Below are 19,872 nucleotides of genomic sequence, written 5' to 3' on the forward strand. Positions count from 1 at the left end.
ATCAGTTCGGCAAAATGTCGGAGAGGAAACTTTCTCCGTGTTTCGGAGCATCTACCTCAAAATTGTCCGCGACTGTTGCTCCTGCGTCTGCGAAAGTCTTCCTCGTTCCAAGATGTTTCCCTTCCACAATCTCTTTGTGATAAGCGAGAAGCGGGACATACTCCCTTGTATGATCTGTTCCATGATGGATTGGATCATTGCCATGATCCGCCGTTATGATAAGCAAATCGTCTTGACGCAACAGATCGAGGAACTCGGGAAGTCTTCTGTCAAAGTCCTCCAGTGCTTTACCATAGCCTTCGGGATCGCGTCTATGTCCATAAAGTGCATCGAAATCAACAAGGTTCAAGAAAGCAAGACCCTTAAATTCCCTCTTCATCGTATCAGCAAGCTTGTCCATGCCATCTTCATTGCTGACTGTTCGCAATGCCTCTGTTACCCCTTCGCCATCGTAGATATCTTTAATCTTGCCGAGGGCAATGACGTCGAGCCCCTTGTCCTTAAGGCTGTTCATGACCGTTTTTCCAAATGGCTTTAATGCATAATCGTGGCGATTTGATGTTCTTGTAAATTCTCCAGGCTTGCCTATGAACGGACGGGCGATGACTCTCCCGACCATGAATCGCTCATCAAGTGTAAGTTCACGCGCAATCTCACAAATTCTGTAAAGCTCTTCAAGCGGAATAACTTCCTCATGGGCGGCAATCTGAAGGACAGAATCCGCAGATGTATAAACGATAATTTTTCCTGTTTCCATATGCTCTTTACCGAGTTCTTCGATGATTTCTGTTCCGGAAGCCGGCTTGTTACCTAGAATACCTCGGCCTGTGCGATCTTCCAGTTCATTCAGCAGTTCAGCTGGAAAACCTTCAGGGAATGTCTGAAATGGTGTATCAATTTGCAGCCCCATCAATTCCCAATGACCTGTCATTGTATCTTTTCCAGCCGATGCTTCCTGCATTTTGGCATGGTGTGCAAGAGGACTTGCAACCGAATCCACACCCTTAATTGCCTGCTTGCGAATATTTCCCAGTCCGAGTGTTTTAAGATTCGGCAGATTCAGTCCATTCATCTTTTCAGCAATATGTCCGAGCGTATCTGCTCCTAAATCACCGTACCGTCCAGCGTCCGGTGCCTCACCGATACCGACCGAATCCAATACAACGAAAAAAATCCTTTTGAATCGATTCATTTTTCCCTCTCCTCTCATGCACGATTTATTCCCTTAACGAACATTTGCTATGCACGCGGGTGGTATGTTTCGTATACTTCACGGAGTCGCTTTTTCGTTACATGGGTGTAAATTTGTGTAGTAGAAATATCTGTGTGACCGAGCATTTCCTGCACAGAACGGAGGTCGGCTCCATTCTCAAGCAGGTGGGTCGCAAAAGAATGCCTCAATGTGTGTGGAGTTAGCGGATTTTTGATATTCGCTTCAACACTTTGTGCCTTTAACACTTTCCAGAATCCTTGCCTTGTGAGCGACCGTCCATTTCTATTCACAAAGACAGCTGTTTCATTCGGCTGCTTTTTCACCAATGCAGGGCGGCCATAACTTAGATAAGTTTCAACCGCATGCGCCGCCACCGTACCAAGCGGTACAATCCGCTCCTTGGATCCTTTACCGAAGCATTGCAGAAAACCGAGCTGCAGATGGAGATCATCCATTTTAAGGGTAATGAGCTCACTCACCCGAAGCCCGGTCGCATACATCAATTCAAACATCGCTTTATTTCTGTAATCGAGTGGTGCGTCTCCGGAGATTTCAAGCAGCTGTTCAATTTCGCCGACTGAGAGCACTCCCGGAAGTTTACGGTCTTTTCTCGGTGTTTCGATGTGAAGACTCGCATCTTGTTCTACAATGCGTTCCCGTACGAGAAACTGGTGGAAAAGCCTGATTGAAGATAGCATTCGTGCAATCGTGGCGGAAGATTTGCCTTCATCCTTCTGCACGCGGAGAAAACCGAGCAGGTCATGGCGCCCAACAAGCTCCCATTTTTCCTTTACAGCAACTTTTTCTATGTATGTTTTGTATTTATCCAAATCGCGGCGATATGAAATGATTGTGTTATCCGAGAGGCCGCGTTCAATTAGTAAATAATGAAAAAAATCTTCCACTGCATCTTTCAACATTTCATTCCCCTACCCTGAAAAACAAATTGAGCCTTTCAAGAACCGTTTTCTCTTCATTGAACACTTTAACCGCCGGTCCTTCCGGCATATCGTAGCGTCGATTCTGCTCCTGTTCAGCATGCATGACCTTCAACCCGAAATAGAAAAGGCATGTACATACAGCGAACAGGATAAACACTTTTATTGCATCTGACAGAAGCGGCTTCATAATCAGCATATCCCCTTTTCGGTGAAACTTCATACACGAGGATATGCTTTTGCCGCTCTGTTTTATGTGCATTTCTTCATTTAAACTTCTCTTAATAAAGCAAAAAAGCCTTCCTTCCTGATGAAAAAAGGCATACCGAATCTCAGTCTATTTTAACGACCGCTTCCTGACATTGCTTGCATACGCCATGGAATGTCAGCCTATGGTCCTTCACCTGGAAGCCCCAGTCATTCTCAACTATCTTCTCTACATCACCTAACAGATCATCAGCAATCTCTTCAACGGAACCACATTCCATACATACGAGATGATGTCGGAAATGGCGCGATCCTTCCTTGCGCAAATCATATCTCGCTACGCCGTCTCCAAAATTGATTTTATCAACGATTTTTAGTTCTGAGAGCAGTTCCAGTGTTCGATAGACTGTCGCCAGTCCAATCTCCGGGGCCCTCTCTTTCACAAGTAGGAATATGTCCTCCGCACTGAGATGGCTCTCTTCCTCTTCCAGAAGCACACTGACAGTCGCCTGCCGTTGGGGTGTCAGCTTGTAGCCTTGTGAGCGCAGCTGTTTCTTAATTCCCTCGATGCGGTTTTCCATGACATTCCCTCCTCTTTCCTCCTTTCAATTATAGGCTTTGCCGCTAATCGTGTCAAAATATAAATGATTATCATAAGTACTTGATATTCATTATCTATTTATATTTATTATTATTTGTAAAAAGCTCGGATAATCGCTTGCATCGCTTCATTTGAGATGAATGTTTCCATTAAAGCGGCCCCAAAACCAAGACAAATCAAAATGACATAGATTGAAACGTAGCGCAGAAACGGCTCCGCTATAGGCTGTGTTGTCTGACGTCCGAACAATCGGCCCAGCAATGCGAGCGAGAAGACCATCGACAGACTGCATGCCGCTACATAAATCGGGATGATGATCAGATTTTGCGGTGCAATTGCAAGAGATGCAAGCATAAGTCCTTTCATTCCTAACTGATTGACGATAAACCCTACGGAGAAACCGATCATCAGACCTTTAAGGAACAAGAAAATCCATACTAGCGGCAAACCAACAACAGATAAACCAAGAACGAACATAATTAGCAGATACTTTACATGATAAAGAAAACTGCTCTTTAATATGCGACCGTGTTCCAGCTGCTCGCCGTTCGCGATATGTCCAAAGAAACGTTCAAGATAAAAATACAAGTCCTGCTTCTGTACAAAATTCATACTGTTGACGATTATGGCACCAAAGACAATTCCTGTCAGGAACAGGATAACCATGAAAATATAGATTGTGGCATGCTCTTTCAAATGTCCGGCAATGCGTGTTTTTGTATTCATGAGAAACCCCCGCAATTGTTTGATAATGGATACTATCAACTCTATGAAGGGGTTCTTTGAAACATGACATGAACTCTATCTTTTTTCTCTATGGATTGATTTTTCCGTATTTGCCTCCGCCTCCGGCTTGAACATCCGCTTCACCGCGGCGATTGCGAATGATTGCTTCCGCAAGCGGGTCTGGGACAGTCTCTTTCAGACCTTCCAGTGAAGCACGATGAATAACTTCCATCTCTGTCCCAAAACGACTGAGCAGCTTTTCGAAAGTTTTCGGACCAAGCTTCGGCAAATATTCAAGCGGCACTTGATGCTTGTATGGTGGACGTTTGCGCACTCTTGGATGCTCTGTTGCCAGCTCTTCAATCCGGTCACGCACGCCTTTAACAATTTTTTTCGAACCACAGGATGGGCAAACTGCCGTCCCTGGAGGAGCTTCTGTGAAGCAGTCTGCACACACTGTCCTATAATATTTCCCGAGAAGCGGATTCATGCCGTAGTTCTCCGATACATGGCGCCCTTCCACTTCATGGAGAGCCAGCTCCAACTCCTTGAAGGATGGCTCTTTCATAAGGATACTCTGGTATTCTCGGCCGATTTTCGCCAATGAATGGGCATCTGAGTTCGTCACGAATGTATAACTCTGCAGCTCCTCAATCGCATCGGCCATCGTTGTGTCTGAACTGAGGCCGAGCTCCACACCGTCAACAAGATCGGGATCAAATACCTCTTCAAGTGATTGTGCAACACCTTTGCCGTAAAGACTTTTGAATGGCGTGAATGCGTGCGCAATTAGAAACAGTCCTGACAATTCCTTTGTCTTATACTGAAGTTCCTTGCCCGTTCCATAATACCGCTGGGAACTGAGTGTAATATTTTTCATCTTCCCTACAAGCCATTCGGAAAATTGGCCTATACGCTCCAACGACGGGAAGAAGCAGAGCACATGAATCGGTCCTTTTGCATATTCATCATACACTTCGATCTCCGCTCCGGGAATAAGCGTTACATTTTCAAATCTGATACCGCCATCAGCCAGTTCTTGTGCCTCTCCTGATTCCATAAGCTGCTTAATTTCCTCCTGAACTGCAGGTGCATGACAATCGATTACACCGATCAGCTCAATCCCTTTGCGGCGGCTCGCTTCCTTGAGCACATTTGTAAGAGTTAGCGATTTTGCTCCAGTTATTTTCACCGGCTTGCCGTACATATCTCTTCCAATATGAATGTGCAAATCGGCAAAATAGTTCTTAAGCATTTGAAAGCCGCCCTGATGCTTTCAAGTACATCATCGCGTAATTCGTCTTGGCATCGTGAATGCGCTGTTCTTTCATTGCCTCAAATGCTTCTTCAAGGTTCATTTCGACCAGTTCAAGAAATTCATCATCATCTACTTCAACCGGCTCCTCAAGTTTTTCAAGCTTATCTGTAAAATAAATGTACATAATTTCGTCTGCGAACCCGGGAGAAGTATAGAATGAATCTACGAAAACGAGATTCTCCCGCTTTGTCGTGTATCCTGTCTCTTCTTCAAGCTCTCTGATCGCCGTCACATCCGGAGATTCTCCCGCTTCAAGTTTTCCGGCCGGGATTTCGATAATGGATTTTTCAAGCGGCTTCCGGAATTGCTCCACCATGATAATCTTTCCTTCATCTGTAACCGGAATAATAGCGACCGCGCCTTGATGTTTGACGATTTCGCGTTTAGAAATTTTGCCATCAGGCAGTTCAACCTCATCTACTTGCAGACGGATGATTTTGCCATTGTAGATTTCCTTTGTGTTCAATGTTTTTTCTTCAAATTTCTTCATTTATTTGTCCTCCCGCATCTTTGTTTTTAGTATAAGGATTGATTTTCACAATGTAAATCTGTTGAATTCCCGCACCTCTTCTTTCTACAATGATTGTATCCACTTTTCATGGAGGCGAAACGATTGAAGAAAAACGAACTTGGTAAATCCGGGATTTTCACATCAGAACTTTCTCTCGGCTGCATGTCTCTAGGGACAGATGCAAAACAGGCTTTCCGCATTATTGATGCAGCGCTTGATAGAGGAATCAACCACTTCGACACAGCTGATTTATATGATTTTGGAAAAAACGAAGAGATTCTCGGAAAAGCAATCAAAAACAAGCGACAACAGGTAGTCCTCACTTCAAAGGTCGGCAATGATTTCAGCAAAGGGGACGGTTCATACAGGTGGAACCCTTCACATGAACATATCATTACGGGACTGAAAGCGAGCTTGAAGCGGCTTCAGACTGACTATCTTGACTTCTATATGCTGCATGGCGGAACAATTGACGACCCGCTTGATGAGTCGATTGATGCTTTTGAAACACTAAAAAAAGAAGGTCTGATCCGTTCTTATGGAATTTCTTCCATCCGCCCAAATGTCATTCGTGAATACGTAAAGCGAAGCACTATAGATGGTGTTATGATGCAATACAGTATGCTTGACCGCCGGCCTGAAGAAGAGATTCTTGACTTGCTGCAGGAGAAAAACATTAGTGTTCTAGCTCGAGGCCCGCTTGCGGGAGGTCTGCTCAGCAATGATTGGAAACACCAGCTGGCAAGAAAAGGTACCAATGGCTACCTCGGCTATATGCCGGAGGAGCTTGATAGCATTCTCCCTTCTATTGCAGAGCTAGCACAACAGCCGATGAACAGCTTTTCTTTTTCCTATGTTCTAAGCCATCCGGCTGTCGCTACTGCCGTATTTGGCGCAAGTTCAATCGAACAGCTTGAACAGAATACAAGTGCCCTTCCCTCTGCTCCTTTAGGAAAGACCCAGCTCGCTGAACTTCAAAAAATTACAAAACCGCTGCGCTATGAACAGCATCGTTAAGGCGAGACCGCCGCTCCAGAGCAACTGCACTGGAGCGGTTTTCCTTTTGTCCCACAATTATTCCCATGTATTTTAACGATGAAATGAGCTAATATAGGGTATAGAACAAATGTTCCTTTATAGGAAGGAGGGAAACAGATATGAAACAAACGATTTTGATGGCAGATATGCAGTCCTTCTATGCTTCAGTTGAAAAAGCGAGTCACCCTGAGTGGGCGAACAAACCGGTAATCGTTTCAGGAGACCCGGAAAAACGGAGCGGCATCATTCTCGCAGCATGCCCGCTTGCCAAGAAATACGGTATTGAGACGACTGAACCGCTCTGGCAGGCGCGGCGCAAATGTCCGGAAGCCGTCATTGTCCGTCCTCGCATGCAGCTTTATATCGATGTTTCCTGCCTGATTACATCAATCCTTGAACGGTATAGTGATAAAGTCGAAGTATTTTCCATCGATGAACAGTTTATTGATGTGACCGGCAGCACCGGATTGTTCGGAGATCCTGCTCTCATCGCCCGTCAGATGCAACAGGAGATTCTTGAACAAACCGGCATTTTTGCCCGTGTCGGGATTGCCCCAAATAAAGTGCTCGCAAAGATGGCATGTGATGCTTTTGCGAAAAAGAATAAAAGCGGCATTGCCAGGCTTAGCGATGATAATTTCCGGGAGAAAATGTGGCCGCTTCCCGTCAGCAAACTGTTTGGCGTCGGAAGCAGAATGAAACAGCATTTAAACCGGATTGGCATTCGAACGATTGGACAACTCGCTGAATTTCCTGTTGATCGCCTCAGGAAACGCTGGGGCATCAATGGCGAGGTGCTTTGGAGATTCGCCAATGGTATTGACTTGTCTCCAGTAAGTCCGGATACTCACGAGCAACATCAAAAAGCGATTGGGCATCGGATGACTTTGCCCCGCGATTACGAAACAGCCGAAGAAATCCGCGTCATTCTGCTCGAATTGAGCGAAGAAGTCGCCCGCCGCGCACGCCGACAAGGTTATATCGGGCAAACTGCCTCACTCACAATCGGAGGCACAGAATATCATGGACGGTCTGGCTTTCATCGACAAATCCGCATGCTATCAGCGACGAGCTCCGGTCTTGACCTGTATCGCGCTATCCTCCCTCTCTTTGAAAAACATTGGGATGGTTTACCGATCCGCAGTGCTGGAATCTCTCTTTCCCAGCTGTCTGATGCGGCGACAATCCAACTGAACTTGTTTGAACCGACGCTACAAAAAGAGAGGCTTAACGAGGCGATGGACGCAGTACGTGACAAATACGGACCGACGGCGATGTTCCGTGCCTCTTCCCTTGCTGCTGCCGGACAAGTGCATGAGCGAGCCGCAAAAATCGGAGGTCATTATAAATAATTGGAAGGGGGCATATCCATGCGGCCAAACAAATTATCACACGGCCATAATCTAATTTGGGAGTCAAGCCGGATGATGCTGCCGGAACATCGGGCAGCACTCAATTCACTCCATAAACAGAGGAAACATGTAAGAAAACTAGAACTCGATGAACAGGAACAGCTGCTGATTGACATTCAAATCCGCCTGGCGTATGAAACAGATGTCCCAATTAGACTGCATCTGTACAGTCCTGAAGGAAATTTCTCTCTTAGCGGCAACGTCAAGCAGATTGACAGACTTGCAGGGAAGCTGCGCCTGCAAGGTGCGGACAACCAAAAGGAATCCATTCCTCTTTCTGACATCATCGGTGCAGAAATTGATTTACTGCCAGAACACTTGTAGATGTTTTCTATTTCTTATTAAATTGGCTCTTCAACACTTTCTCCATCAAGCCCGGGATGAGCTGGTACATCTTGCTTCCGAATTCCATCCACCACGGCATATTGAGCTCCCTTCTGCTTGTGAATAGCAGACCGGCGACCTTGACGGCTACATCAGCCGGGTTCAGCATATAGCGCTCAACGCTTTTCGCATAACTTCCTTCTGGGTCGGCTTTATCAAAAAAGTCTGTACGCACGGGTCCTACATTCACGGTTGTCACCTGGACACCCATTTCCCTTGCTTCCTGGCGCAGTACATTGGAATAGCCGATCATCGCATGCTTGGAAGCACAATAACCAGCAGATTTTGGTGTAGCGATCTTTCCGGCTTGTGAAATGATATTGACAATATGTCCGCTGCTGTTCTTACGAAAATGGGGCAGCATATATTGAATTGTCCGTATCATCGCAAAGACGTTGAGGCGGAACATACGGTCAAGATCAGACCAATCCATATCAAGAACAGCATCGAACTTTCCGACCCCAGCGTTATTAATAAGAGCATCAATTCGCTCATGCTTTTCAAGAATCGTTTCAAATGTTCCGGAAAGCGCTGCTTCATCCAGCAAGTCTGCCGAATAGACGAATGCTTCAATGCCAGTCGTTTCGGCAATTTGCCGGCGGACAGCCTCAAGCTTGTCCAAAGATCTCGCAATCAAAATTGGAATGCCGCCAGCTTTTGCAATCTCCATTGCAAACTGTGCACCCAAACCGCCTGAAGCACCCGTAATAATAATTTTCTTTCCTGTAATCGATTTGTTCATCTGTTTTCAAGAAAGCTCTAAAGGCTTTCTCTCTCCCCTTTCAAATTGACTTTTGCGATCATTTCCAACAGAATAAATAACGAGGTGATATTCATGAGACCGAGCATCATTGCACATCGCGGAGCAAGCAATTTTGCCCCGGAGAATACGCTGCCGGCATTCCAACTCGCCTGGGAAATGGGTGCTGACGCAATCGAGACAGATTTGCATCTGACGAAAGATGGCATTCCGGTGCTCATTCATGATGAAACAGTGAATCGAACGACGAACGGCAGAGGATATGTGCAAGATTTCACACTGGCTGAACTGCAGATGCTCGATGCCGGCGCAAAGTTCTCTGCTGCGTATTCAGGCACAGGCATTCTCGATTTAGCGACCTTTCTTCAGTGGGCAAAGCCAAAACCGCTTAAACTGAACCTGGAATTGAAAAATAATAAAATCGACTATCCTCATCTCGAGGAAATCGCCTATGAATATGTAAGTGCTGCTGGCATGCTTGATCGCATTATATTTTCCACTTTCAACCTTGATAGTGTCAAGCGGCTTGGCCGCTATCGGGAAAAGACGGAAATCGCCATGCTCGCTTCCAGGAAAGCACTCGATGTATATGCCTTGGCAAAAGAGTTGCAAGTACACGCAGTCCATATAAAACATACATTGATGAAACCCGCACTTATATCAGCATGCCATAAAGAAAAAATTGCTGTCCGTGTCTTTACTGTCAATACGGAAGCGATGATGCTGCAAGCTTTTAACCATCACTGTGATGTAATCACCGATAAACCCGGCACAGCTGTCCGCTGTCTCGGAACATATATAAAATAGATACAGCAAAGGCAGGAGACTAGAAGAGTGGAACTAATATTTCTCGGAACAGGAGCCGGCATGCCGTCAAAGGAAAGAAACGTGACAGCAATCGCCCTTTCCATGCCACAGGAGCTGAACAGCGTATGGCTTTTCGACTGTGGCGAAGCAACCCAGCACCAAATCTTGCACACGCCGATACGGCCTCGCAAAATATCAAAAATTTTTATTACCCATATGCACGGTGATCATATATTTGGTCTGCCCGGACTGCTCGGCAGCCGCTCCTTTCAAGGCGGAGATTCAAAACTGGATATTTACGGCCCCGAAGGAATCCGGCAATTCATTGAAACAAGCCTCCATACAAGCAGGACACATCTCTCCTACCCGCTTGAAATCCATGAATTCACAGAAGAAGGATTGATCCTGGAGGAAAAAGGTTTCAAAGTGAGCATTAAAAAGCTTGAACATGGCATCCCGTGCTTTGGATTCCGGATTGAAGAGCCGGAGCGTAAAGGCGAATTGCTCGTCGACAAACTGAGAGCGGACGGAATCCAACCTGGACCTTTATACAAAGAAATAAAGATGAATGACACAGTCGTTTTGGAAGATGGAAGAATTGTGTATAGAGATGACTATCTCGGGCCTGCCAAACGCGGACGCATCGTCTCCATCCTTGGTGACACAAGAAACACAGCGCGCCATGCTGAATTCATACTTAATTCAGATACACTAGTCCATGAAGCGACCTTTGAAGCGGCGAAACCTGAGCTCGCTCATGATTATTTCCATTCAACAACTGAAGAGGCAGCAAGGCTTGCAGAAGCTGGCCAAGTCGGACAACTTATCATTACTCATATCTCTTCCCGTTATCAGGAAGAGGATGAAATGCGTCTGCTTGGGGAAGCACGAGCCATTTTTCCGAATACTGAGCTCGCCCATGATTTCTCCGTGTTTGATCTGCCAATGAAAAAATAATAAGGAGTGCCAGCATGTTTTTTGCAGGCACTCCTTATCTTTTGTAATCATCTAGGAAGTCTTTCTGAAAACTTGTCAACTGCTCCGCATCATTCTTGTGCACCAGCGGTTTCACAAACAGATTGGCCCCGTATTTCTCCTTTAATTGTTCAACTGCTTTATGCAGGGTTTCTCTTTCAGCCGCTTTTTCATAAGTGAAAAGATCAAGCTGCTCACCAATCTGATTTTTATCCATTGCATCCTGGACTGTAATTCCAAGAAGTCGTACAGCTTCCCCATTCCAATGTGTTCGGAACAGATCAGAAGCAATTTGATAAATGTCGTCTGCTTGATTTACATGGTGCGCAAGAGTCCGGCTCCTCGTTACCATCTTCCAATCATGATAACGGATCATAAGCTGAATCCCGAATCCTGCTGCCTGCTTCCGCTTCAGCCGGCGCTCTACATTTTCAGAAAGAGAACGGAGCAAAAGAGAGATTTCATCTTCATCGACTGTATCATGAGGAAGCGTCCTAGATGAACCAATACTTTTGAATTCATTGACTGCTTCCGGATCAACGGGACGGCTATCCTCTCCATTGGCACGTTTCCTCAATCTTTCTCCGTTTACACCGAGTAAGCTCTTAAGGGCAAAAAGGTCAGCATTTGCCAAGTCTCCAATCGTATGAATGCCAATTTGCTTCAATTTCTCCGCTGTCTTGTCACCAACACCGTGCATTTCACCTACAGCTTGGGGCCAGAGAATATTAGGAAGTTCTCGCTTCCGCAAAACTGTAATGCCCATCGGCTTTTTCATATCAGAAGCTGTTTTTGCCAAAAATTTATTCGGTGCGATTCCTATACTGCATGGAAGATCGAGCCTTTTCAGAATTTCTTCTTGCAAGCGAACCGCAATTTCAAGTGGGGTTCCAAGACTGGCACAACTCGTAATATCAAGATAACCTTCATCAATCGAAACCGGCTCCACAAGCGGAGTAATTTCACTCATTAGACGAAAGATTTCTTTGGAGGCAGCACGATATCTATCAAAATTCGGTGGCAGAAGGATCAGTTCAGGGCAAAGTCTGCGTGCCTGCCAAACAGCCATCGTCGTTTTGACACCTTTGGCACGGGCTTCATAGCTGCTCGTTACGATAATGCCTTTACGCTGTTCAGGATTGCCTGCAATCGCCAGTGGCTTTCCTTTCAGCTTAGGATTATAGGCCATCTCTACAGACGCATAAAAACAGTTCATATCAACATGAAGGATGACACGGCCGTTTTTCGGATACATATGAATGGGCATCGAGCCACTCCTTTCTCGGAGAGTTCAAATGCAAAGATACACAAAAGGATATGCGATAGAACGCATACCCTTTATGTGAAAATCATTTCTCCGTCGCTGTTGTTTCAATAATTGCAATGACAAGCCTTGCTGCATCGCTGAGGTGCTCCGGCTTAATCCGCTCGTTCGTTGTATGAATCTCTTCATAACCGATTGCAAGATTCACCGTTGGAATACCAAGTCCGGAAATGACGTTTGCATCACTACCTCCGCCGCTTTTCAACAGACGGCTATTTTTGCCAATTTTTTTTGAAGCTTTTTTGGCAATGCGCACAACTTCGTCTTCTTCAGTCAGTTTAAAGCCTGGGTACATAACCTTTGTTTCAACCTCGGCTACCGCACCATTTTCTTCAGCCGCTGTTTCAAATGCTTCTTTCATTTTCTTAACCTGAGCATGCATCTTATCATCAGAAAGTGAACGTGCCTCTGCAAGGACCTCAACGTAGTCACAGACGATATTAGTCTGCTGACCGCCTGCAAAGCTGCCAATATTTGCAGTTGTCTCCTCATCAATACGACCAAGTGGCATTTTAGCAATTGCTTTAGAAGCCACAGTAATCGCGGAAACTCCTTTTTCAGGTGCAAGTCCTGCATGAGCTGTCTTCCCTTTGATAACAGCATGAATTTTGGCTTGAGTAGGAGCGGCTACAATCAAATCACCGATTTCTCCATCACTATCAAGAGCATAGCCGTATTTAGCTTTGATCAGAGAAGCATCAAGTTCTTTAGCACCGACAAGTCCAGATTCTTCTCCAGCTGTGATGATGAACTGAATATCACCATGCTTGATATCATCTTCTTTCAAGACACGGAGTGCTTCAAAGATAGCAGCGAGACCCGCTTTATCATCCGCTCCAAGAATTGTTGTCCCGTCAGAAGTGATCCAACCATCCTGAAGACGAGGCTGAATGCCTTTACCCGGGACAACTGTATCCATATGAGAGGTAAAATAGATTGTATCCGCATCCGGAGTATTACCTTTCAATGTACAGATTAGATTGCCTGCTCCATGGCCGGTAACTTTGGCGCTGTCATCTTCAATCACTTCTATACCAAAGCTCTTGAACTTCTCCTTCAATACTTTGGCAATCTCTGTTTCATATTTTGTTTCGGAATCGATTTTAACAAGTTCCATGAACTCCTGAACAACTCTATCCTCATTTACTGGCATGGTGTTTTCCTCCTTTGCTACTTGTCCTCTATGAGAAGTAGCGTTAAAATGATGTTAATACAGACCCGCTAAGGAGGGATCCATTTGTCAGGCCAAAAGACATCCAAAAAGAATAAACGCGTCAAGCTTGTCGTGTATATTATGATATTCGCAATGCTTATCATGACATTCTCAACAGGACTTGCCCTTATTTTATAATACGGACAGACCAGGCCTAGGCAGGCCCGGTCTGTCTCTTTTTAGATTGTTTCGCCTTAATATCACTCTTTTTAAACTTGCTCTTAATAATAAGATAATCTTCAATCTCATGGAGCAGCTGGAAGAGGTTCGAGCGTGTTTCGAATTCTTCCTGATTAGCAGGCAAATCCTCCCTGCGGAACTGCCTCTTTAAATCTTTCAGCTCTTCTAGAAATTTATCCGCTGTGTTTCCTGGATGTACAGCGGTAGACAATCTTTCAAAAAAATCAGCGATTTGAACCGAAATCTCATCATGACGCGGCAATGTTTCAACGAGCGGAATCATTGTTTGAAGCAGAACGAACTGTCTTCCCCTCATAGAAAAGTAATCCGCATAAGGATGCTCGTCTCTCAGCAAATGATTCTCCTTGTCGATTCCGACCAAATTGCCCGCTCTTCTTAAGATGCGGTTAACTTCCTCTAGTTCCTTCCTGTCCCATTCGTGATCCGGGTCCTCTATCAAAGTAGCAATCTCATGCAGGATAAGCCGGAAATTATTTTCCAGTTTTACTTGCAGTGTCCGCATCTTGCGTTCAAGGTTTGGCATATATAAATTCATCAAAAGACCAACACCGACACCGACAACAATAATAATAAACTGGTCGGTGAGAAAAGGGAGCGTGATCATTTTCTGTCCGTATATATTCAATATGATGACGACACTCGTCCCAATACCTTGCGTAATATTGAAATAGACGAGAACAGGAATGAATGCCATAAGCATGAATCCAATGACGATTGGACTGTAGCCGAACAACTTGAAGAAAACATAGGAGAACAAAATGGCAAGAACACAGGCAAAGAAACGGTCCCAGGCACTAAGTACGGACAATTTCCGTGACGGCTGAATGCATAAAATTGTTAAAATGCCAGCCGAAACAAAGTTGGCTACGCCAAGTGTCTGCGTAATCCAGATTGCAATGGGTGTTCCAATCGCTGTCTTGATTGTCCGATAACCGATTTTCAATATAGTTCTCCCCTTGAGGAAACTTTTAATTCCATATTTCAGTCTGAAAAAGGCCCGGCCGTAAACGGCTGAGCCAAAAGGTCAAATTTCTTCACAATGTGCATCAAACAAGCGCTGTAGCTTGTTGATTACATCTATTGCTGTAAAACCTTCAATATCCTGACGATGCAGCATGCCGACGCATTCGCCGTCCTTCAATAGAGCAAAAGAAGGTGATGAAGGAGGATTGTCACCAAAATATTCACGTGCACGAGCAGTCGCCTCTTTATCCTGTCCGGCGAAAACCGTAACGAGATGGTCTGGACGGCAATCGTAATGGATTGCACTTGTCGCCGCAGGACGTGCTGTGCCGCCAGCACAACCGCAAACAGAATTAATCATGCAAAGTGTAATGCCATCCCGGCGAAAAGCCCCGTCGACCTCTTCAGGTGTCACCAGTTCCTGGTACCCTGCACTTTTCATATCATGGCGTGCGCGCTCTACAGCATCAGTCATGTAAAATTTAAAGTCCATCCACTCCAGCTCCCATCATATATCGCTTCAGTTCAAGTATAGCCGATGGCAGCTGGACAATGGAAGCAATTCGCTTAGAATACTTGTGCTGTTTCTTCGGAAATGTTTTCGAGAATTTCTTTGACTCGAGCCATGAACTTGCCACAAATAAGACCGTCCAAGATGCGGTGATCAAGGGACAGACACAGATTGACCATGTCCCGGGCAGCGAACATATCATTGATAATGACAGGGCGCTTCACGATTGACTCGACTTGCAGAATAGCAGCCTGCGGATGATTGATAATACCCATCGATTGGATTGAACCGAAGGAACCCGTATTGTTAACGGTAAATGTGCCGCCTTCAATATCCTTCGTTGTCAGTTTCCCGTCACGAGCCCTGCCAGCAAGCTCATGAATTTCCTTGGCAATTCCTTTAATGCTCAAATCATCAGCATTTTTTATAACCGGGACAAACAGTTCATCATCTTTTGCAACAGCAAATGAAAGGTTGATGTCACGATGCTGAATAATCCGGTTTCCTCCCCACGTGCTGTTCAATGAAGGGAATTCCTTCAAAGCTTGAGCTACTGCTTTGACGAAGAAAGCGAAGAAAGTCAAGTTATAACCTTCTTGATCCTTGAACTTTTTCTTGATTTTATTTCTATAGTTCACGAGGTTCGTGACATCTGCTTCAACCATCATCCAGGCATGCGGAATTTCCTGTTGAGATTGGACCATATGATCCGCAATCACTTTACGTACACCTTTTACTGGAATCTCGATATCACGTGGACCTGCTGAAGCATAAGTCGGTTCTGCTTTCGATTGAGAAACTGGGTTTTGAAGTGACGCAGTTTTACTTTCCTCCGTATTCCCGACCTCTGTCTTAACTGCTTGCGGTTCAGAAATTGCTTTCTCTACGTCTTTACGTGTGACCCGGCCGCCAAGGCCTGTTCCATCAACTGCTTCAAGATTGATATTATGCTCTTGTGCCAGACGTAAAACAGCCGGCGAATAGCGCTTTTTCATGCTTGTGTCCGTTACCTTTTCCTGATCAGTCTTTTCGACTGATTCAATGGAAGGCATTTCTGATTCAATCTCGGATTCGGCTGTCTCAATAATGCACATGAGATCGCCCACTGCAACTGTATCGCCTTCTGCAGCGATGATTTCAACAATCTTACCTGTAAAGGAGGAAGGAACTTCAGCATTTACCTTGTCAGTCGCCACCTCTGCAATCGGATCGTACTGGACAACCGTGTCTCCAACTGAAACGAGCCAGCTATTAATCGTTCCCTCGGTCACACTTTCTCCGAGCTTCGGCATAAGTATTTTTTCATTCGGCATCTGTATACCCTCCTTCTTTTAAAAAGCTGCCATTTCGCGCATAGCTGCAGTAACTTTATCCTGGTCCACAAGGAAAAACTTCTCAAGCGGCAGCGCATATGGCATCGCTGGGACATCAGGTGCTGCAAGACGGCGAATTGGTGCATCCAAGTCGAAAAGGCATTCTTCCGCAATCGTAGCAGAAACTTCGCTCATGATGCTGCCTTCTTTGTTGTCTTCTGTGATTAACAGGACTTTCCCTGTCTTTTTAGCAGATTCTACAATTGTCTCACGGTCAATCGGGTAAACAGTACGCAAATCTACAACCTCAGCAGAAATACCTTCTTTTTCAAGCTCTTTGGCAGCTTCAAGCGCATATTGTACACAGAGTCCGTACGTAATAACAGTAAGATCTGTTCCTTCGTGCTTCACCTCTGCCTTTCCGAGTGGCAGTACATAATCGTCTTCAGGTACTTCCTCTTTCAAAAGACGGTATGCCCGTTTATGTTCAAAGAAGAGAACAGGATCATCATCACGAATAGCCGCTTTAAGCAAACCTTTCGCATCATATGGAGAAGAAGGGATGACAATCTTAAGACCAGGCGTATTTGCGAACAGTGCTTCAACAGATTGTGAATGATAGAGTGCACCGTGGATGCCACCACCAAACGGAGCACGTACTGTGAGCGGGCATGACCAGTCATTATTGGAACGGTACCGAATCTTTGCCGCTTCCGATACAATCTGGTTCACAGCCGGCATAATAAAATCAGCAAACTGCATTTCTGCAACCGGACGCATCCCATACATCGCCGCACCAATTGCAACTCCGGCAATTGCAGATTCTGCGAGTGGCGTATCAATCACGCGTTCTTCACCGAATCGCTCCTGCAGACCATCTGTCGCGCGGAAAACACCGCCCTTTTTGCCGACATCCTCACCGAGGACAAATACATTTGCGTCTCTTACCATTTCTTCTTTCATTGCCAATGTAATAGCTTGCAAATATGTCATGATCGCCATTAGTTTTCCTCCTGCTCTGCATAAACATGCCGCAGTGCTGAAGCTGGTTCCCCAAAGGCTGCTTTTTCAGCATATTCCGTTCCCTCGTTCACCAGCTTGTCAATTTCTTCAGCCATTGCAGTTTCCTTTTCATCATTAAGCACGCCGCACTCTCGCAAGTAGGTCGAGAATTTGGCTAGCGAATCGCTTTCTTTAAGGGTTTCGAGCTCGCTCGCTTCCCGATACAAACGGTGATCATCATCGCTTGAATGCGCTGTGAGACGACTAACAAGGGCTTCTACAAGAGTTGGTCCCTCACCTGCCGCTGCACGGTCTCTAGCCTTCTTCATCACTTCATAAACAGCAAGCGGATCATTACCGTCCACTGTGTAACCAGGCATGCCATATCCTATTGCCCTGTCAGAAATACGTTCACAAGCATATTGTTTTGACACAGGAACAGAAATCGCATACTGATTGTTCTCTACAAATGTAATAACAGGCAGCTTATGAACTGCTGCAAAGTTAAGTCCTTCGTGGAAATCTCCCTGGTTTGTCGATCCTTCCCCAAGTGCCGTCAAAGTGACAAAATCCTTTTTTTGCATCTTTGCAGCGAGAGCAGTACCGACCGCATGTGGCAACTGAGTTGTAACTGGTGAAGATCCAGAAAGGATTCGATATTTCTTGCTGCCAAAGTGACCAGGCATCTGACGACCGCCGGAATTTGGATCATCCGCTTTTGCAAAAGCTGAAAGCATAAGCTCCTTGATTGTCATGCCAAATGCCATGACCATTGCAACATCCCTGTAATAAGGCGCAAGATAATCCTGAGAACGATCAAGTGCAAACGCAGCTCCAACCTGTGCCCCTTCCTGACCTTGGCAGGAAACGACAAATGGAATCTTGCCGGCCCGATTCAAAAGCCACATCCTTTCGTCCACTTTTCGTGCTGACAGCATTACACGATACATTTCTAATACATCCTGATCCGTCAGACCAAGTGCTTCATGGCGTTTTTCTGCCATAACCTTTTCCTCCTGTCGCTTATCCATGTATTTGTTTTCCGTCCACCGCTAATGCAGCTTCACCAATCGCTTCAGATAATGTCGGATGCGGGTGAATCGTTTCAGAAATTTCCCAGCTAGTTGCATCGAGCACTTTCGCAAGTCCTGCCTCTGTAATCATGTCCGTGGCATGAGTACCGACAATGTGGACACCGAGAAGATCATCAGTCGCTTCATCTGTAACGAATTTAACAAAGCCTGCTGTCTCTCCTTGAACAAGCGCTTTGCCATTTGCCTGAAACGGAAACTTACCAATTTTGATTGCATAACCTTTATCAACAGCTTCTTGTTCGGTAAAACCTACAGAAGCCGCTTCAGGTCTGCTGTATACGCAGACAGGAACCGTATTATAGTCAAGCAGCCGTTCCAAAGTCCCTGCCATATGCTCGACAGCTTTGATTCCTTCATGTGAAGCGACATGCGCGAGTTGAATTCCGCCAATACAATCACCAATTGCATATATATGTTTTTCTTTGGTCTGGTAAAATTCGTTCGTCCGGATATAACCGTTTTCCACTACAATGGAAGTATTCTCCAACCCAATTCCTTCTGTGTTCGCCTCTCTGCCGACTGATACAAGCATTTTCGAAGCCGTGAACTGCTCCAAGCCCTTTTTCGTTTCAGCCTTAACTTCTACACTTTCATTAATGGATAGCGTCTCTGGAAGCACTTTAGCGGAAAGAACAAATTTCACACCGCGTTTTTCAAGTTCAGTCTGTACTGTCCGAGACACATCTTTGTCCATTCCAGGCAAAATCCGGTCAGCATATTCTAGTACAGTCACTTCCACATCAAAATCAACAAGCATGGAAGCCCATTCTATTCCAATTGCTCCTCCACCTACTATAAGCATGGATTCCGGCAATCTATCCATCTCCAACGCTTCTTCAGAGCTGAGGATGAATTCACCGTCAATCGCAAGCCCAGGCAAAGTCCGTGGCCTTGAACCTGTCGCAATTAGTACATGCTTCGGTACAATCATTGTGTTTTCACGGCCATCTGCATATTCAATGGAAATTGTGCCTGGCATAGGAGAGAAAATACTTGGACCGAGAATGCGGCCAAACCCTTCAAAAACATCAATTTTCCCTTTTTTCATCAAATGTTGCACACCTGAATGAAGTTGTTCAACGATACCAGATTTTCGCTCCTGTACACGTGCAAAGTCTACCTTTACATCTCCCGCAATAACACCAAAATCAGCACCATGTTTCGCAAGATCATAGACTTCGGCGCTTCTCAATAAAGCTTTTGAGGGAATACAACCTTTATGAAGACATGTGCCCCCAAGCTTTTCCTTTTCTACTATTGCAACTTGTAAACCGCTCTGCGCCGCTTTAATCGCTGCTACATAACCGCCCGGTCCTCCACCAAGTACAACGAGATCGTATTCCTTAGCCATTCGATCACTC

22 protein-coding genes are annotated in these 19,872 nt (G+C 45.4%); 6 read left to right on the forward strand and 16 right to left on the reverse strand.

All coding sequences use genetic code 11. The features are described from left to right. Nucleotide 1 precedes the first annotated feature (1 nt). The 7 genes from deoB to QR721_RS07475 all read right to left on the reverse strand — a co-directional run bounded on the left by deoB (nt 2) and on the right by QR721_RS07475 (nt 5,493). Nucleotides 2-1,192 carry a phosphopentomutase gene (gene deoB / locus QR721_RS07445; RefSeq protein ID WP_348025558.1) on the reverse strand — a complete coding sequence of 397 codons (1,191 nt, stop codon included), beginning with the start codon at nt 1,190-1,192 and terminating at the stop codon, nt 2-4. 47 nt (nt 1,193-1,239) lie between these two features. After that, complete coding sequence (xerD, locus tag QR721_RS07450) at nt 1,240-2,133, reverse strand: site-specific tyrosine recombinase XerD (RefSeq protein ID WP_348025559.1); 894 nt, start codon at nt 2,131-2,133, stop codon at nt 1,240-1,242. 1 nt (nt 2,134) lies between these two features. After that, on the reverse strand, nt 2,135-2,341 hold the full coding sequence (locus tag QR721_RS07455; RefSeq protein WP_348025560.1) for a DUF4227 family protein: 207 nt from the start codon (nt 2,339-2,341) through the stop codon (nt 2,135-2,137). Nucleotides 2,342-2,483: 142 nt separating this feature from the next. Next, on the reverse strand, nt 2,484-2,939 hold the full coding sequence (fur, locus tag QR721_RS07460; protein ID WP_348025561.1) for a ferric iron uptake transcriptional regulator: 456 nt from the start codon (nt 2,937-2,939) through the stop codon (nt 2,484-2,486). Nucleotides 2,940-3,049: 110 nt separating this feature from the next. Then, nucleotides 3,050-3,685 (reverse strand): stage II sporulation protein M, encoded by a 636-nt coding sequence (spoIIM, locus tag QR721_RS07465; RefSeq protein ID WP_348025562.1) that lies wholly within the window; start codon nt 3,683-3,685, stop codon nt 3,050-3,052. 88 nt (nt 3,686-3,773) lie between these two features. Beyond that, nucleotides 3,774-4,940, reverse strand: a complete 1,167-nt coding sequence (locus tag QR721_RS07470) for an endonuclease Q family protein (protein WP_348025563.1) — start codon at nt 4,938-4,940, stop codon at nt 3,774-3,776. Beyond that, a complete protein-coding gene (locus QR721_RS07475; protein WP_348025564.1) occupies nt 4,933-5,493 on the reverse strand; it encodes an NUDIX domain-containing protein in 561 nt (186 codons plus the stop codon). The genes QR721_RS07470 and QR721_RS07475 overlap by 8 nt, the downstream gene beginning before the upstream one ends. Nucleotides 5,494-5,616: 123 nt before the next feature. Here QR721_RS07475 and QR721_RS07480 point away from each other — a divergent pair, with 123 nt between their 5' ends. From QR721_RS07480 to QR721_RS07490, 3 genes are all read left to right on the forward strand, one after another. After that, nucleotides 5,617-6,531: an aldo/keto reductase gene (locus QR721_RS07480; RefSeq protein ID WP_348025565.1), complete on the forward strand. Its 915-nt coding sequence runs from the start codon at nt 5,617-5,619 to the stop codon at nt 6,529-6,531. Between the two features lie 140 nt (nt 6,532-6,671). Then, nucleotides 6,672-7,904: a DNA polymerase IV gene (locus tag QR721_RS07485; RefSeq protein WP_348025566.1), complete on the forward strand. Its 1,233-nt coding sequence runs from the start codon at nt 6,672-6,674 to the stop codon at nt 7,902-7,904. 18 nt (nt 7,905-7,922) lie between these two features. Further along, nucleotides 7,923-8,288, forward strand: coding sequence for a YolD-like family protein (locus QR721_RS07490; protein ID WP_348025567.1), 366 nt, complete (start codon nt 7,923-7,925; stop codon nt 8,286-8,288). Nucleotides 8,289-8,295: 7 nt separating this feature from the next. Here the strand turns inward: QR721_RS07490 and QR721_RS07495 are convergent, their stop codons facing one another. Then, nucleotides 8,296-9,090 (reverse strand): SDR family NAD(P)-dependent oxidoreductase, encoded by a 795-nt coding sequence (locus tag QR721_RS07495; RefSeq protein WP_348025568.1) that lies wholly within the window; start codon nt 9,088-9,090, stop codon nt 8,296-8,298. Nucleotides 9,091-9,183: 93 nt separating this feature from the next. Here QR721_RS07495 and QR721_RS07500 point away from each other — a divergent pair, with 93 nt between their 5' ends. Then, nucleotides 9,184-9,915, forward strand: a complete 732-nt coding sequence (locus QR721_RS07500) for a glycerophosphodiester phosphodiesterase (RefSeq protein ID WP_348025569.1) — start codon at nt 9,184-9,186, stop codon at nt 9,913-9,915. Nucleotides 9,916-9,942: 27 nt separating this feature from the next. Further along, entirely contained in the window at nt 9,943-10,872 is a 930-nt protein-coding gene (gene rnz, locus QR721_RS07505) for a ribonuclease Z (protein ID WP_348025570.1), read from the forward strand. Between the two features lie 34 nt (nt 10,873-10,906). On the opposite strand, the gene QR721_RS07510 is transcribed toward rnz, so the two are convergent. Further along, the gene (locus QR721_RS07510; RefSeq protein WP_348025571.1) at nt 10,907-12,157 is read right to left on the reverse strand and encodes a DNA polymerase IV; all 1,251 of its coding nucleotides are present in this window, start codon (nt 12,155-12,157) and stop codon (nt 10,907-10,909) included. A gap of 82 nt (nt 12,158-12,239) precedes the next feature. Further along, complete coding sequence (locus QR721_RS07515) at nt 12,240-13,367, reverse strand: M20/M25/M40 family metallo-hydrolase (RefSeq protein ID WP_348025572.1); 1,128 nt, start codon at nt 13,365-13,367, stop codon at nt 12,240-12,242. Between the two features lie 84 nt (nt 13,368-13,451). Between QR721_RS07515 and QR721_RS13905 the strand changes: the two genes are divergently transcribed. Next, nucleotides 13,452-13,565: a DUF4044 domain-containing protein gene (locus QR721_RS13905; protein WP_431189493.1), complete on the forward strand. Its 114-nt coding sequence runs from the start codon at nt 13,452-13,454 to the stop codon at nt 13,563-13,565. Between the two features lie 16 nt (nt 13,566-13,581). On the opposite strand, the gene QR721_RS07520 is transcribed toward QR721_RS13905, so the two are convergent. The 6 genes from QR721_RS07520 to lpdA all read right to left on the reverse strand — a co-directional run bounded on the left by QR721_RS07520 (nt 13,582) and on the right by lpdA (nt 19,862). After that, on the reverse strand, nt 13,582-14,571 hold the full coding sequence (locus tag QR721_RS07520; protein WP_348025573.1) for an aromatic acid exporter family protein: 990 nt from the start codon (nt 14,569-14,571) through the stop codon (nt 13,582-13,584). Nucleotides 14,572-14,652: 81 nt separating this feature from the next. Continuing rightward, a complete protein-coding gene (locus tag QR721_RS07525; protein ID WP_348025574.1) occupies nt 14,653-15,084 on the reverse strand; it encodes a BrxA/BrxB family bacilliredoxin in 432 nt (143 codons plus the stop codon). Between the two features lie 74 nt (nt 15,085-15,158). Further along, nucleotides 15,159-16,415 carry a dihydrolipoamide acetyltransferase family protein gene (locus tag QR721_RS07530; RefSeq protein ID WP_348025575.1) on the reverse strand — a complete coding sequence of 419 codons (1,257 nt, stop codon included), beginning with the start codon at nt 16,413-16,415 and terminating at the stop codon, nt 15,159-15,161. Nucleotides 16,416-16,433: 18 nt separating this feature from the next. Beyond that, nucleotides 16,434-17,417 (reverse strand): alpha-ketoacid dehydrogenase subunit beta, encoded by a 984-nt coding sequence (locus tag QR721_RS07535; protein WP_348025576.1) that lies wholly within the window; start codon nt 17,415-17,417, stop codon nt 16,434-16,436. Next, nucleotides 17,417-18,421 carry a thiamine pyrophosphate-dependent dehydrogenase E1 component subunit alpha gene (locus QR721_RS07540; protein WP_348025577.1) on the reverse strand — a complete coding sequence of 335 codons (1,005 nt, stop codon included), beginning with the start codon at nt 18,419-18,421 and terminating at the stop codon, nt 17,417-17,419. Before QR721_RS07540 ends, QR721_RS07535 begins: the two co-directional genes overlap by 1 nt. Before the next feature lie 19 nt (nt 18,422-18,440). Continuing rightward, nucleotides 18,441-19,862 carry a dihydrolipoyl dehydrogenase gene (lpdA, locus tag QR721_RS07545; RefSeq protein ID WP_348025579.1) on the reverse strand — a complete coding sequence of 474 codons (1,422 nt, stop codon included), beginning with the start codon at nt 19,860-19,862 and terminating at the stop codon, nt 18,441-18,443. Between the last annotated feature and the right edge of the window lie 10 nt (nt 19,863-19,872).

The sequence above is a fragment of the Aciduricibacillus chroicocephali genome, from assembly GCF_030762805.1.
Taxonomy (GTDB): Bacteria; Bacillota; Bacilli; order Bacillales; family Amphibacillaceae; genus Aciduricibacillus; species Aciduricibacillus chroicocephali.